This window comes from Streptomyces vinaceus (assembly GCF_008704935.1).
GTDB classification, from domain to species: Bacteria; Actinomycetota; Actinomycetes; order Streptomycetales; family Streptomycetaceae; genus Streptomyces; species Streptomyces vinaceus.
In genome coordinates this window covers 3,890,427-3,904,115 of the sequence record NZ_CP023692.1, presented here as the reverse complement: position 1 = coordinate 3,904,115, position 13,689 = coordinate 3,890,427, and the positions used below count along the sequence as shown (strand labels likewise).

The following is a 13,689-nucleotide window of genomic DNA, read 5'->3' as shown; positions in this document are numbered from 1 at the left end:
ATGTCTTGTGATGCTATGACCGCTTTTGACGGATGAGTTGACATGAAGGGGTGGCGTGACCGTGCCGGCCAGTACTGCGCCTCAGGTGCCACCCCAGCAGGAGCCCCCGCAGGACTCCTCCCCGCATTCCCCGCAAGGCCCCGCCCCCCAGAGCGCCACCCAGGGCCCCTCCCCGGACTCGTCGTCGCCCTCACCCTCGCCCTCGCCCCACGACTCCCAGGTCCCGCCCCAGCAGGACCCCCCTGCGGAGCCACCGGCGCCCCCGAGACCGCAGAGCCGGGGCGCGGACACCCGGGCGCTCACCCAGGTCCTGTTCGGGCAGCTGAAGGGCCTTCAGCCGGGTACGAGCGAGCACCACCGGGTGCGCGGGGCCCTCATCGAGGCGAACCTGCCGCTGGTGCGGTACGCGGCCGCCCGCTTCCGCAGCCGCAACGAGCCGATGGAGGACGTGGTCCAGGTCGGCACCATCGGCCTCATCAACGCGATCGACCGGTTCGACCCCGACCGCGGCGTGCAGTTCCCGACGTTCGCCATGCCGACCGTCGTGGGCGAGATCAAGCGGTACTTCCGCGACAACGTCCGCACCGTCCACGTGCCGCGCCGGCTCCACGAGCTGTGGGTCCAGGTGAACGCGGCCACCGAGGACCTCACCACCCTGCACGGGCGCACGCCCACCACCCCCGAGATCGCCGAGCGGCTGCGGATCACTGAGGACGAGGTGCTGTCCTGCATCGAGGCGGGGCGCTCGTACCACGCCACCTCGCTGGAGGCCGCCCAGGAGGGCGACGGGCTCCCGGGGCTGCTGGACCGCCTCGGCTACGAGGATCCGGAGCTGGCCGGGGTCGAGCACCGCGACCTCGTACGGCACCTCCTCGTACAGCTGCCCGAACGTGAACAAAGGATCCTGCTGCTGCGGTACTACAACAATCTGACGCAGTCCCAGATCAGCGCGGAGCTCGGGGTGTCCCAGATGCACGTTTCGCGACTGCTCGCGCGCAGCTTCGCCCGGCTCCGGTCCGCAAACAGGATCGAGGCGTAGCTGGAACGGGTGGAGGTCGCTCCGCCGTTTCCCACGGAATGGGCTCATTCCGCTCTGTCGCTGGAGATATATGTCGACTTGGCGCTACAGCGCGTTGCCGACATGTGACATTCTGCTGGAACCGCGTTTGCCGCAGCCCCGCCTCCGGTATTCAGGTGGAGGCTGCGTTCCTCCGACGGGCGCGCCGTACGCGACCGTCCGCGACCTCAAGGGGGTGGCATGTCCGTAGACCAGGGCAGCTCCAAGGTGCTCACGCTCGTCAAGAGCGAGGCACCGGCAGCGCCTGCACTGCCTGCAGCGCCTGTCCGCTCGGAAGCCATCGACACCCGCACCCTCTCCCGCTCCCTCTTCCAGCGACTCGCCGCCCTGGACGCGGACAGCCCCGAACGGGCGTACGTACGCGACACCCTGATCGAGCTGAACCTGCCGCTGGTGCGGTACGCGGCCGCGCGCTTCCGCAGCCGCAACGAGCCGATGGAGGACATCGTCCAGGTCGGCACGATCGGCCTGATCAAGGCGATCGACCGGTTCGACTGCGAACGCGGCGTGGAGTTCCCGACGTTCGCGATGCCGACCGTCGTGGGAGAGATCAAACGATTCTTTAGGGACACTTCCTGGTCCGTGCGCGTCCCGCGCCGCCTCCAGGAGCTGCGCCTCGCCCTCACCAAGGCCAGCGACGAGCTCGCCCAGAAGCTCGACCGCTCGCCGACGGTGCCGGAACTGGCCGCCGTACTCGGGGTGTCGGAGGAGGACGTCGTCGACGGCCTCGCCGTGGGCAACGCGTACACCGCCTCCTCGCTCGACTCGCCCTCCCCCGAGGACGAGGGCGGCGAGGGCTCGCTCGCGGACCGCCTCGGGTACGAGGACACCGCGCTGGAGGGCGTCGAGTACCGCGAGTCGCTCAAGCCGCTGCTCGCCAAACTCCCGCCCCGGGAACGGCAGATCATCATGCTGCGGTTCTTCGCGAACATGACGCAGTCGCAGATCGGCGAGGAGGTCGGCATCTCCCAGATGCACGTCTCCCGGCTGCTGACGCGCACGCTGGCGCAGCTGCGCGTGGGCCTGATCGGCGAGTAGCCGCGGCAGCGGCGAACCCTCGCGGCCGCGAGGGTTCCCACCTGACGCAGGGTCAGCGAAACTACGGCGATGCGAGTGGACCGCCGAACGCTCACCCTGACGACCCTGTGCTGCTCTCTGGCCGCCGCATGCCTGACGGGGTGCGGCGGCCCGGCACGTGACGGCTACGCCGCCGCGGGCGCCGTGGCCCCGGGCCCGGAACGCCGGGCGGGCGACAACGTACCGCCGCAGTCCCCGGTGGAGCTGCGGCCACTGGGCGACGGCCCCGCCCCCGCGGCCTCGACAGGCAGTACGTCGTCCGGTACCCCGGCCCCGAGGAGTGCCGCGCCCTCCGCCCAGGGCGGATCCCCGGCCACCCAGCCCGGGACCGCCCAGTCGCCCCAGCCCCCGCCGGCGCAGCCCCCGACCACCTCGAAGCCGCCCGCCCCGGTCCCGACCCCGGGGACCGCTCCCCCGAGCACGCCGGCGAACCTGACCCTGGGCCCGCCGACCCGCGCCCCGGCGGCGGACCGGTGGTGCGAGAAGGTCACGGTGGCGTTCACCAACACGGGGACGAAGGCGGCCGCTTCGGGCACGGTCACGTTCTCGACGCACATCATCGGCGCGCTGGGCGTCGACTGGGCCACGATCACGACGGCCCAGCCCCTCCCGGCCCCCATCCCCGGCGGCACGACGAAGGCGCAGACCTACACGGTCTGCGTCGAATCCTGGCGGGTCCCCCTGGGGATGCACGTGGAGACCCGGAAGGCCACGGCGACCTGGACCTGAGGACGGCGCCGCCCCCTCGCGGCCGTCCAGGCCTCCCCGCCGCTCACGGCCGCACCGGCTTCCCCGGCCGTCCCGGCTTCGTCGGGCTTTCCCGGCTTGCCGGCCTTGCCAGCCCTCCCGGCCCCGTCGGCCCTCGCCGCGGCTACAGGGCCAGCCAGGCCACCAGCCCGATCAGCACCAGGGCGGCGACCCCCACCCCCAGCCACAGCCCGGTCTTCGACCCCGAGCCCTGTGCCGCCTGGCGCCGGCGGGACCCCGGAGCCACCGGCCCCGGCCCGGCCGGCGCGGCCTCCTCGACGAACGCCCGGAACATCTGAGTGCTGCCCGCGGGGTCGTAGTTGCCCTCGGGTCCCTGTGAGTTGTGGTTCGCAGCCATGCCTCAGGACCCTAGCGGGTTTTCCGATTCCTTTACCGCCCCCACCCCCCTATTCATTTGCCTGTAGCAACCAATCGCTTCTATGGTTGCCCTAAGCAACAACATCCAGGACGAGGAAAGAGAGGGGGGAGCCCCATGGCCACGGAAGCCCAGACGCTGCAAGCGCCACAGGCACGAGGAGCGGCACCGGCACCTGCATCACATGCACCGGCACCGGCACCACAGACGCCACCCGCGCCGCACGCCCCCACCACCCGCTACGAAGAGCTGGCCCGCCAGCTCACCGGCATCGGCGCGGTCAAGCGCGACCTGGCCCGCCTGCTCCCCCCGGACTGCCCGCCCGGCTCCGCCGCCGTCCTCACCCTGCTCGACCGCCACGGCGAGGTCCGGCTCAGCCGCCTCGCCGACCTCATGGCCATCGACATCTCGGTGACCAGCCGCCACGTCGCCTACGTCGCCGACCGCGGGTGGATCACCCGCGACATCGACCCCGGCGACGGCCGCTGCCGCATCCTGCGGCTCACCCCGGCCGGCCACGCCCTCCTCGCCGAGGTGGGCGCCCGCTACACCGGCGCGCTGGAAAAGGCCTTGGCCGACTGGTCCCCGCACGACATCGACGTACTCAACACCTTGCTGACCCGGCTCCGATCGAGCTTCTAGACAAAGGAACCCCATGGCGACCACCGCACCCACCGGTGTGCAGGGAGGCAGCCGGTCGGAGACAACGTCCGACCCCGCGTCCACCCCCGGCTCCGGTTCCCCCGCCCCCATGACCCACGCGCAGATCATGAAGGCGCTGTCCGGCCTGATGCTGGGCATGTTCGTGGCGATCCTGTCGTCCACGATCGTCTCCAACGCCCTGCCCCAGATCATCAGCGATCTCGGCGGCACGCAGTCCTCGTACACCTGGGTCGTCACCGCCGCCCTGCTCTCGATGACGGCCGCGACCCCGCTCTGGGGCAAGCTGTCCGACCTCTTCAGCAAGAAGCTGCTGGTCCAGATATCCCTGGTGATCTACGTCCTCGGCTCCGTGGTCGCGGGCCTGTCCCAGAACACCGGCATGCTCATCGCCTGCCGCGTCGTCCAGGGCATCGGCGTCGGCGGCCTCTCCGCCCTCGCCCAGATCGTCATGGCCGCGATGATCTCCCCGCGCGAGCGCGGCCGGTACAGCGGCTACCTCGGCGCGGTCTTCGCCGTCGCCACCGTCGGCGGCCCGCTGCTCGGCGGTGTCATCACCGACACCTCGTGGCTCGGCTGGCGCTGGTGCTTCTACGTCGGCGTGCCGTTCGCGGTCATCGCCCTGATCGTCCTCCAGCGGACCCTGCACCTCCCGGTCGTCCGCCGCGACGTCAAGGTCGACTGGCTCGGCGCCTTCCTGATCAGCGGGGCCGTGTCCCTGCTCCTGATCTGGGTCACGCAGGCCGGCGACTCGTACGACTGGATCTCCTGGACCACCGCGGCCATGACCGGCGGCGCCGTCGTCCTCGGACTGCTCTTCCTCCTCGTCGAGTCCAAGGCGAGCGACCCGATCATCCCGCTGCGCCTGTTCCGCAACAAGACCATCTCCCTCGCCTCGGCGGCCTCGCTGTTCGTCGGCATCGCGATGTTCTCGGGCACGGTGTTTTTCAGCCAGTTCTTCCAGCTGGCCCGCGGCGAGTCCCCCACGATGTCCGGAATCCTCACGATTCCGATGATCGGCGGACTCTTCGTCTCCTCCACCGTTTCCGGTCAGGTGATCACCAAGACCGGTAAGTGGAAGGCCTGGCTCGTCTCCGGCGGCGTCCTCCTGACGGCCGGCCTCGGGCTCCTGGGAACCCTGCGCTACGACACCCCGTACTGGCACATCGCCATCTACATGGCGCTGACCGGCCTCGGTCTCGGCATGATGATGCAGAACCTCGTCCTGGCCACGCAGAACCAGGTCGCCCCCGAGGACCTGGGCTCCGCGAGCTCCGTCGTCACCTTCTTCCGCTCGCTCGGCGGCGCCATGGGCGTCTCGGCGCTCGGCGCGGTCATGGCCAACCGGGTCACCCACTACGTCAAGGACGGGCTGGCCGAACTCGGCCCGAAGGCCGCCGCGATGGGCCACGGCGGCACCGCCGGCGGCGGGATCCCCGATCTCGACAAGCTGCCCGCGCCGTTCCGCACGGTCATCGAGTCCGCTTACGGGCACGGCGTCGGCGACGTCTTCCTCTACGCGGCCCCGTTCGCGCTGCTCGGGCTCGTCCTGGTGCTGTTCATCAAGGAGGTCGCGCTGAAGTCCAAGCCGGCCGCCCACGCCCCGGCCGCTTCGGCGGCCCCGGCACCGGCCACGGCACCGGCCGCCGCCTCCGCCGCTGCTGCGGAGTAGCGGCACCGAGCGGTTCGCGCACCCCCGTCGGGCCCCCTCCCCTGTGTGACAGGGCGGGGCGGCGCCCGGCGGGGGTTTCCTATGCCCCCGGGCGGGCGGCCTTCGCCTCGATGCCCGCGATCAGGACGTCGAGCGCGAGGGCGAAGTCCCCCTCGGAGGTCCGCCGGGCCGCGCCCCCGCAGCCGTGCAGGAACTGCGACACGGCCAGGTGAGCGCCGGTCCGGCAGGCTCCCGCGAGGCCGGTGGCGTCGAGCAGCCGCTGGAGGGCGGAGTCGAAGGCGCGGGCGTGCGGGCCGATGTTGGGGTACGCGGCGGTCAGGGGGGCCACCCACGGGTGCTCCGCCAGCAGCCGCCGGTACCCGCAGGCCAGCGACCGAAGCCGGCCGGACCAGCCTTCCGCGGGCGGGGCGGCGGGGACGGGCGGATCGGCGGCGGCTGGGGCGCTGCGGGGCAGCGGAAGCTCGCCGAGGGCCCGGTCCAGGGCGAGTTCGAGCAGATCGTGCTTGGTGTCGACGTACCAGTACAGGGACATCGCGGTGACCCCGAGCCCGGCCGCCAGCCTCCGCATCGAGAACCGGGCCAGCCCCTCGGTGTCGAGCAGCCGGACGGTGGCGCCGGTGATCCGGTCACGGTCGAGGCCGGAGGGCGCCTCGCTGCGGCGCTTGGCGGGTGCGCCGTGTCCGGGGGACAACCACACGCTGGTCCGGGTCTCGCCGGGATCGGCCGCGGTCACCATGGAGGCACCCTCCTCACGACAGCTGGATCAGCCCGGAATGCCCGGTCCGCCCACTTGATGCTAGAGGGTGCCTCCCGCGTTTCGGCAGGTTCAGGACGGGGCGGACGTGCCGTTCAGGGGGGCGGTCAGGTCGTAGAAGGTGGCTCCACCGACCGTGGTGGACCGGTAGTTGGCCTGGATCCAGCTCGTGATGGCACTGCTGGTGCCGCCACTCGGGCCGGCCCCCGGGCCGCCGCGCCCGGCCTGCCCGGCCTGCCCCTCGCCGCCGACGCGGGCGCCCTCGCCGATGAAGTAGTGGATCTTGCCGGAGCGTACGTACTCCTGGAACTGCGCCAGCGTCGGGGAGGGATCGCTCCCGTTGAACCCGCCGATCGGCATGACCGGCTCGCCCGAGGCCAGCTGGTAGCTCGCCGCGTTCTGCGCGCCGACGGCGGCTGCCGCCCAGGTGTACTTCCCCGCGTCCTTGCGCAGGGCCGCCGTGGCCTCCGTACCGACCTTCGTACCGCCCAGCAGGCCGCCCATACCGCCGCCGCCCGGGCCGCCCGCGAAGTTCTCCGCGCCGCGCCCGCCGAGGGCCCCCCGGCCGCCCGGGAAGCCCTGGCCGGCCGCCGCGCCCTGGCCTCGGGGGAACTGCCGGGGCCCGCCCTGCGCACCGCCGCCCGGCTGGCCCTGCTGCGGGCCGCCCTGCGGCATCCCCTGCGGGAAGGCGCCGGGCGGGAGTTCACCGCCGCCGAAGCGCATGCCCATGCCCATGCCGCCCCGGCCGCCCGAGACCGCCGGCCCGGCCGTCACGATCGATCCGCCGCGGGTGGAGTCCACCGTCGTCAGGCAGTACGCGAGCGGACCGGCCAGCGCCGCCGCCATCCCCAGCCCCGCCGCGCCCAGCGCGAACCGCCGACCGAACCGGGCACCGACCAGCAGCCCGGCGGCGGAGACGAGACCGGCCACGAGCACGGTCCAGCGCAGCCACGGCAGGTACCCGGCCGAGCGGCCGAGCAGGACGTACGACCACCAGGCGGTCAGGGCCAGGGTGGCGGACAGGGTGAGCGCGGCGGCCTTGCTGCCCCGCTCCTCCCAGAGCATGGCCACGCCCATGCCGACCAGCGCGGCCACGAACGGGGCCAGCGCCACGGTGTAGTACTCGTGGAAGATGCCCTGCATGTAACTGAAGACGAGCGCCGTGATCAGCAGGGCGCCGCCCCACACCAGGAACGCCGCCCGTGCCATTCCCTCCAGGGAGTCGGCGGCCCGGCGGGCCCTCCAGGTGATCACGAGTCCGGTCACGAGCATGACCAGGGCCGCCGGGAGCAGCCAGGAGATCTGCCCGCCGATGTTGGCCGAGAAGAGCCGGTCGATGCCGGTCTCTCCCCAGCCACCGCCCCCGCCGCCTCCGCCGGGGCGGGCTCCACCGCCGACGCTGCCGGTCTCGTTGCCGTTAATCCGGCCGAGGCCGTTGTAGCCGAGGGTGAGTTCCAGGAAGGAGTTGTTCTGCGAGCCTCCGATGTACGGGCGGGAGGACGCGGGCCAGAGCTCCACGATCACCACCCACCAGCCGCCGGCCACCACCATGGCGGCTCCGGCGAGCAACAGCTGGCCGAGCCGGCGGCGCAGCCGGGTCGGCGCGCAGACCGCGTAGACGAGGGCGAGTGGCGGCAGGATGACGAAGGCCTGGAGGGTCTTGGTCAGGAAGGCGAAGCCGACCGCGACGCCGGCCCAGACGAGCCACTTGGTGTGGGCGCCGTCGAGGGCGCGCAGGACGCAGTAGACGGTGACGGTCAGCAGCAGGGTGAGCAACGCGTCCGGGTTGTTGAAGCGGAACATCAGCGCGGCGACCGGGGTGAGCGCGAAGACCGTGCCGCTGATCAGCGCGGCCGCCGGCCCGAAGTGGCGGCGGACGGCGGCGTGGAGCACGGCGGTGGTGCCGACGCCCATCAGGGCCTGCGGGACGAGGATCTGCCAGCCGCCGAGCCCGAACAGCCGGACGGACAGGGCCATGGGCCACAGGGCGGCCGGGGGCTTGTCGACGGTGATGGAGTTGCCGGCGTCGGAGGAGCCGAAGAAGAAGGCCTTCCAGCTCTCGCTGCCCGCCTGGACGGCCGCGGAGTAGAAGGAGTTCGCATAGCCGGAGGCGCCCAGGTTCCACAGCAGCAGGACGGCGGTGGCCAGCAAGAGCGCCACGTAGGCGGGCCGCTCCCAGCGGGGGCGGCCGGCGGTCGCGGTACCGGCCGCGTGGCCCGGTGCGGTCGGGGCTGTCGGCTCTGCCGGTGCGGTCGGGGCCCGTTCGGGGAACGGGGAGTCCATGGGTGGTACGGCCGTGGTCATCGGTTGTCGTCCTTCGCGGGAGTGGCGCGCCGCTCGGGGAAGACCCAGGCGCGGAAGAGCAGGAACCTCAGCACGGTCGCGGCGAGGTTGGCCGTGATCAGTACGGCCAGTTCGGTGCTGTGGGAGGGGGTGGAGGTGGCCGCGCCGAGGGCGGCCAGGGATCCGCTGGTCAGGGCCAGTCCGACGCCGAACACGACGAGGCCCTGGGCCTGGTGGCGTACGGCCCGGTCGCGGCCGCGGACCCCGAAGGTCAGCCGGCGGTTGGCGGCGGTGTTGGCGACGGCGGAGACCAACAGGGCGGCCGCGTTGGCGAGCTGTGGTCCGGCGCCGAGCCGGAAGAGGGAGTACAGGGCGAGGTAGGCCAGCGTGGAGAGCACCCCGACGGCGCAGAAGCCCAGGAGCTGGCGGGCGAGTCCGCGCGGCACCCCGGGCAGGGCGCTGCGGTCGCGCGGGTCGTCGCCGAAGGGGCGGGCGAGCCGGTCGAGGGGCAGCGCGCCGACGGCCAGGGCCCGGCCCACCCGCCACATGCCCTTGAGGTCCTCGGTGGCGGTGCTGACGATGTGGACGGTGGAGTCCGGGTCGTCGACCCAGTCCACGGGCACCTCGTGGATCCGCAGCCCGGCCCGCTCGGCGAGGACCAGCAGTTCGGTGTCGAAGAACCAGCCCGAGTCCTCCACCAGTGGCAGCAGCCGCTCCGCGACCTCCCGCCGGATGGCCTTGAACCCGCACTGTGCGTCGCTGAAGCGGGCGGCGAGGGAGGAGCGCAGGAGCAGGTTGTAGGCGCGGGAGACGAACTCCCGCTTGGCGCCGCGCACCACGCGCGAGGAGCGGGCGAGGCGGGTGCCGATCGCGAGGTCGGAGTGCCCGGAGATGAGCGGGGCGACCAGCGGGAGCAGCGCGTTGAGGTCGGTGGACAGGTCCACGTCCATGTACGCGAGGACGGGTGCCTCGGAGTCGGACCAGACCGTCCGCAGCGCGCGGCCGCGGCCCTTCTCCTCCAGCCGGGTGCTGCGTACGCCGTCGACCGCTGCCGCGAGGTCGGCCGCGACCTCGGGGGTGCGGTCGGTGCTCGCGTTGTCGGCGATCGTGATGCGGAACGGGTACGGAAACGTGCGGGTGAGGTGGTCGTGGAGCCGGCGCACGCAGGGGCCGAGGTCCTTCTCCTCGTTGAAGACCGGGATCACCACGTCGAGTACGGGCTCGCCGGGCACGGGCGCGAGGTGCGCCCGGGCCGGAAGGGCGCCGGAGGAGGTGTCGGTTCGCATGTACCGACCTTCTCCGGGCGGGCTGTCACCGCTGTGTGGTGAGCCTGTGCCCCGTCTGTGAGTCCGCCCGGGCGTCGATCCGGGAGTCCGTTCCGGAGCCCGGCCGGGAGCCGTTCCTCGGGGGCTGGTCGGGGGCCAGGGGGAGGAGGACCTCGAAGCAGGTGCGCCCCGGCTCGCTCTGTACGTCCACCCGTCCGCCGTGCGCCGTCACGACGGCCTCGACGATGGCCAGTCCCAGGCCGGTGGAGCCCGCGGCCCGGGAACGGGAGGCGTCGCCGCGGGCGAACCGTTCGAAGACGTGGGGGAGCAGGGCGGGCGGGATACCGGGCCCGTCGTCCTCGATCCTCAGCCGGACGGCGGATGGGGATGTTTCACGTGAAACATGGGCCGTGACCGTGGTGCCGGGCGGGGTGTGCGTACGGGCGTTGGCGAGCAGGTTGACCAGGACCTGTTGGATCCGGGCCGGGTCGGCACGGATGGGCGCGGGCTCGTCGGGGAGCTCAAGGCGCCAGTGGTGCTCGGGTCCGGCGGCCCGGGCGTCGCTGACGGCGTCGACGACGAGCGGGGCGAGGTCGGTGTCGTCGGAGCTGAGGGGGCGGCCGGCGTCGAGCCGGGCGAGGAGCAGCAGGTCCTCGACGAGGCCGGTCATCCGGGTCGCCTCGGACTCGATGCGGCCCAGGGCATGACGGGTGTCCGGGCCCGGTTCCTCCCGTCCCCGGCGGGTGAGTTCGGCGTATCCGCGGATGGAGGCGAGCGGTGTGCGCAGCTCGTGGCTGGCGTCCGCGACGAACTGGCGGACCCGGGTCTCGCTCTGCTGGCGGGCCGTGAGGGCGGAGGAGACGTGCCCCAGCATCCGGTTGAGGGCGGCGCCGACCTGGCCGACCTCGGTACGGGGGTCGGCCTCGGCATCCGGGACCCGCTCGTGGAGGGCGGGTTCGCCGCTGTGCAGGGGGAGTTCGGAGACCCGGGTGGCGGTGGCCGCCACCCGGCGCAGCGGGCGCAGGGCGACTCCGACCAGGGCCTGTCCGGCGAGGGAGGCCGCGATCAGCCCGGCGAGGGTGACGAAGACCTCCACGGCGATCAGCGTGCTGACGGTGGAGTCGACCTCGGCGAGCGGGAAGCCGAGGACGAGGCTCCCGTCAGGAGCGGTGAGCACCCGGTACGCCCCGAGGTCGGGCAGGTCCAGGTTCACGGCGCCGGGCATGCCCTGACCGGCTGCCTTGCGGGCGGCCTTCGCCAGGGCCTGGGTCTGGGCCTCGGTCAGGCGCTGGATGTGGTCGTACCCCGGGCCGCCGAGGGCGGCGCTGCGGGCCGTGCTGGCGACGGTCCCGTCGGCGAGGAGACGGATCCCGGCGGCACCCAGGGGGGAGCCGGGGGCCAAGACGAACTTGTCGTCCTTGTCGCGCACGGCCTTCTCCCCGAGGGGCTTGCGGGTGCCCATCTCCACGGAGACCCTCAGCTGGTCGTCGAGCTTGTCGACCAGGTACGAGCGCAGCGCGAGGGTGGTGACGGCGCCGATGGCCGTGCCCACCACGGCGATCAGCGCCACCGCCGATACGACGAGGCGGGCCCGCAGGGACCAGGAGCGCACCGGGCGGAAGAGGCGGGGCGGGCGGAACGCGCGCAGCGGCCGTGGGGGGCGGCGGGCCACTACTCGGCCGGCTTGATCAGGTAGCCGGCGCCGCGCCGGGTGTGGATCATCGGCGGGTAGCCGGGGCCGCTCTCCAGCTTGCGCCGCAGGTAGGAGATGTACAGCTCGACGACGTTCGCCTGACCGCCGAAGTCGTACGACCACACCCGGTCCAGGATCTGCGCCTTGCTCAGCACGCGCCGCGGGTTGCGCATCAGGTAGCGCAGCAGCTCGAACTCCGTGGCGGTCAGGTGGATCTCCCGGCCGCCCCGGGACACCTCGTGGCTGTCCTCGTCGAGGCGCAGATCACCGACGGCCAGGACGGAGCCCCCGCGCGCGGCCTGCGCCGCGCCCGAGCGGCGGACGAGGCCGCGCAGCCGGGCCACGACCTCCTCCAGACTGAAGGGCTTGGTGACGTAGTCGTCGCCGCCCGCCGTCAGGCCCGCGATGCGGTCCTCGACGGAGTCCTTCGCGGTCAGGAACAGCACGGGGAGCTGCGGGATCTCCCGGCGCAGCTGTCCGAGGACGGCGAGTCCGTCCATGTCGGGCAGCATGATGTCGAGGACCACGACGTCGGGACGGAACTCCCGCGCGGCCCGCACCGCGCCGGCCCCGTCACCCGCGCTGCGGACTTCGCAGCCCTCGTAGCGCAGGGCCATGGAGAGCAGCTCGGAGAGCGAGGCCTCGTCGTCGACGACGAGCACCCGGCAGGGGCCGCCGTCCGGCCGGACGAGGGCCGTCGGGTTGCTGGTGGACGTGGACGCGTGGGCGGTGGTCGTCGCAGTCATGCGACCACGCTGGCCGCGGCCTCTGAGAGCGTTCTTGTCCCTACCTGTGAATTCCCTGAGAAACCCGCTGCGCCCCCGGTGCACCGCCTCAGACCAGGCGGAACAGCCGGGCCCCGTTGTCGTGGCAGACCGCGCGCAGCCAGTCGTCGCCGAGGCCGAGCCGTTCCAGGGCCTCCAGCTGGTGTTCGTACGGGTACGGGATGTTCGGGAAATCGGTGCCGAGCAGGATCCGGTCGCCGAGGTCCGCGAGCCGTCCGCGCTCGGTGTCCGGGAAACCGCGGAACCGCTCGGAGAAGTCGGTGAAGGCCATGGTGGTGTCCAGGCGCACCGCGGCGTACCGGTCGGCGAGGTCCAGGAAGTCGGCGTACTCGGGCATCCCCATGTGCGCGACGATCAAGGGGAGCCGGGGGTGGCGGGCCAGCAGCCGGGCGATCGGCTCGGGTCCGGTGTGCTTGGCGGGGACCGGCCCCGACCCGCAGTGGATCACCGTCGGGATGCCCGCCTCGGCGAGCAGTCCCCAGACGGGGTCGAGGAGGCCGTCGTTCGGGTCGTACCCGCCGACCTGGAGGTGCGCCTTGAAGACCCGGGCCCCGGCCTCCACGGCCTGCCGGACGTACGCCCCGGCCCCGTCCTCCGGGAAGAAGGTCGCGGTGTGCAGGCAGTCGGGGGTCCGGTCGGCGAAGCCGGCGGACCAGGAGTTGAGCCAGGCGGCCATCGCCGGCTTGTGCGGGTAGAGCATGGAGGTGAAGGCCCGGACCCCGAACTCCCGCAGGAGAGCGACCCGGTGCTCCTCCTCGTGCCGGTAGGTGATGGGCCACTCGACGCCGTTCAGCGGTCCGAAGGCGTCGAAGTAGTCCCACACCTTGGCCAGGACCCGCTCGGGCATGAAGTGCGTGTGGACGTCGACCAGTCCGGGCAGTCCGAGCCGCTCCCGGAAGGCGCGGACGGCGTCAGCCGTTGCGGGCAAAGCCGTGGCTCCGTTCGACGGTCGCGACGTGCAGGGTGTAGCTCTCGTACCAGTCGGCGCGGCCCTTCTTCATGGCCGCCTGGTGCTCCAGGTCCTGCCGCCACTCGGCGAGGGACTCGTGATCGCGGAAATAGGCGACGGTGATGCCGAGGCCTCCGGGCGTGCGGGCGGACTCGTAGCCGAGGAAGCCCGGATTCGCGTGCACGATCTCGTTCATCCGGTCGAGGACTTCCGGATATCCGGCGTCGTCAGGGGTGCGGACGTTGCTGAAGACCGCCATCACGTACGGCGGTTCGAAGGCGGGTACGGGCTGGATGCTCATGCCCACCACCTTCCGCAGCGTCCCCCGGGCGTGTCCACAGGAACGGGGC

General features: G+C 72.6%; 13 protein-coding genes. 5 read left to right on the top strand and 8 right to left on the bottom strand.

Going from position 1 to position 13,689, the window contains the following annotated elements; translation table 11 throughout:
- The first annotated feature begins 61 nt into the window (after nt 1–61).
- From CP980_RS17520 to CP980_RS36380, 3 genes are all read left to right on the top strand, one after another.
- A complete protein-coding gene (locus CP980_RS17520) occupies nt 62–1,039 on the top strand; it encodes an RNA polymerase sigma factor SigF (protein ID WP_132761405.1) in 978 nt (325 codons plus the stop codon).
- A 219-nt stretch (nt 1,040–1,258) separates the two neighbouring features.
- Nucleotides 1,259–2,116, top strand: coding sequence for an RNA polymerase sigma factor SigF (locus tag CP980_RS17515; RefSeq protein ID WP_099890899.1), 858 nt, complete (start codon nt 1,259–1,261; stop codon nt 2,114–2,116).
- A 75-nt stretch (nt 2,117–2,191) separates the two neighbouring features.
- Nucleotides 2,192–2,884: a hypothetical protein gene (locus tag CP980_RS36380; protein ID WP_268257479.1), complete on the top strand. Its 693-nt coding sequence runs from the start codon at nt 2,192–2,194 to the stop codon at nt 2,882–2,884.
- A gap of 142 nt (nt 2,885–3,026) precedes the next feature.
- Here the strand turns inward: CP980_RS36380 and CP980_RS17505 are convergent, their stop codons facing one another.
- On the bottom strand, nt 3,027–3,260 hold the full coding sequence (locus tag CP980_RS17505; RefSeq protein WP_099890897.1) for a hypothetical protein: 234 nt from the start codon (nt 3,258–3,260) through the stop codon (nt 3,027–3,029).
- Between the two features lie 267 nt (nt 3,261–3,527).
- Between CP980_RS17505 and CP980_RS17500 the strand changes: the two genes are divergently transcribed.
- Nucleotides 3,528–3,920, top strand: coding sequence for a MarR family winged helix-turn-helix transcriptional regulator (locus CP980_RS17500; RefSeq protein ID WP_229907426.1), 393 nt, complete (start codon nt 3,528–3,530; stop codon nt 3,918–3,920).
- Nucleotides 3,921–4,029: 109 nt separating this feature from the next.
- Nucleotides 4,030–5,610 (top strand): MDR family MFS transporter, encoded by a 1,581-nt coding sequence (locus CP980_RS17495; protein WP_483028308.1) that lies wholly within the window; start codon nt 4,030–4,032, stop codon nt 5,608–5,610.
- A gap of 79 nt (nt 5,611–5,689) precedes the next feature.
- On the opposite strand, the gene CP980_RS17490 is transcribed toward CP980_RS17495, so the two are convergent.
- The 7 genes from CP980_RS17490 to CP980_RS17460 all read right to left on the bottom strand — a co-directional run bounded on the left by CP980_RS17490 (nt 5,690) and on the right by CP980_RS17460 (nt 13,640).
- Nucleotides 5,690–6,346: a TetR/AcrR family transcriptional regulator gene (locus tag CP980_RS17490; RefSeq protein WP_150528569.1), complete on the bottom strand. Its 657-nt coding sequence runs from the start codon at nt 6,344–6,346 to the stop codon at nt 5,690–5,692.
- Between the two features lie 90 nt (nt 6,347–6,436).
- Nucleotides 6,437–8,668, bottom strand: coding sequence for an ArnT family glycosyltransferase (locus CP980_RS17485; RefSeq protein WP_150528568.1), 2,232 nt, complete (start codon nt 8,666–8,668; stop codon nt 6,437–6,439).
- Nucleotides 8,665–9,933: a bifunctional glycosyltransferase family 2/GtrA family protein gene (locus tag CP980_RS17480; RefSeq protein WP_123513672.1), complete on the bottom strand. Its 1,269-nt coding sequence runs from the start codon at nt 9,931–9,933 to the stop codon at nt 8,665–8,667. The genes CP980_RS17485 and CP980_RS17480 overlap by 4 nt, the downstream gene beginning before the upstream one ends.
- A gap of 25 nt (nt 9,934–9,958) precedes the next feature.
- On the bottom strand, nt 9,959–11,524 hold the full coding sequence (locus CP980_RS17475; RefSeq protein WP_150528567.1) for a sensor histidine kinase: 1,566 nt from the start codon (nt 11,522–11,524) through the stop codon (nt 9,959–9,961).
- A 59-nt stretch (nt 11,525–11,583) separates the two neighbouring features.
- On the bottom strand, nt 11,584–12,351 hold the full coding sequence (locus tag CP980_RS17470; RefSeq protein WP_048476651.1) for a response regulator transcription factor: 768 nt from the start codon (nt 12,349–12,351) through the stop codon (nt 11,584–11,586).
- 88 nt (nt 12,352–12,439) lie between these two features.
- Complete coding sequence (locus CP980_RS17465; RefSeq protein ID WP_132761396.1) at nt 12,440–13,318, bottom strand: amidohydrolase family protein; 879 nt, start codon at nt 13,316–13,318, stop codon at nt 12,440–12,442.
- The gene (locus CP980_RS17460) at nt 13,302–13,640 is read right to left on the bottom strand and encodes an antibiotic biosynthesis monooxygenase family protein (protein WP_167535847.1); all 339 of its coding nucleotides are present in this window, start codon (nt 13,638–13,640) and stop codon (nt 13,302–13,304) included. Before CP980_RS17460 ends, CP980_RS17465 begins: the two co-directional genes overlap by 17 nt.
- Nucleotides 13,641–13,689: the final 49 nt, after the last annotated feature.

Excerpts from the sequence above, each read along its gene's own strand:
- CP980_RS17495 (WP_483028308.1), top strand. The coding sequence starts at position 4,030 with ATGACCCACGCGCAGATCATGAAGGCGCTGTCCGGCCTGATGCTGGGC.
- CP980_RS17515 (WP_099890899.1), top strand. The coding sequence starts at position 1,259 with ATGTCCGTAGACCAGGGCAGCTCCAAGGTGCTCACGCTCGTCAAGAGC.
- CP980_RS17480 (WP_123513672.1), bottom strand. The coding sequence starts at position 9,933 with ATGCGAACCGACACCTCCTCCGGCGCCCTTCCGGCCCGGGCGCACCTC.
- CP980_RS17470 (WP_048476651.1), bottom strand. The coding sequence starts at position 12,351 with ATGACTGCGACGACCACCGCCCACGCGTCCACGTCCACCAGCAACCCG.
- CP980_RS17505 (WP_099890897.1), bottom strand. The coding sequence starts at position 3,260 with ATGGCTGCGAACCACAACTCACAGGGACCCGAGGGCAACTACGACCCC.
- CP980_RS17490 (WP_150528569.1), bottom strand. The coding sequence starts at position 6,346 with ATGGTGACCGCGGCCGATCCCGGCGAGACCCGGACCAGCGTGTGGTTG.
- CP980_RS17485 (WP_150528568.1), bottom strand. The coding sequence starts at position 8,668 with ATGACCACGGCCGTACCACCCATGGACTCCCCGTTCCCCGAACGGGCC.
- CP980_RS17460 (WP_167535847.1), bottom strand. The coding sequence starts at position 13,640 with ATGAGCATCCAGCCCGTACCCGCCTTCGAACCGCCGTACGTGATGGCG.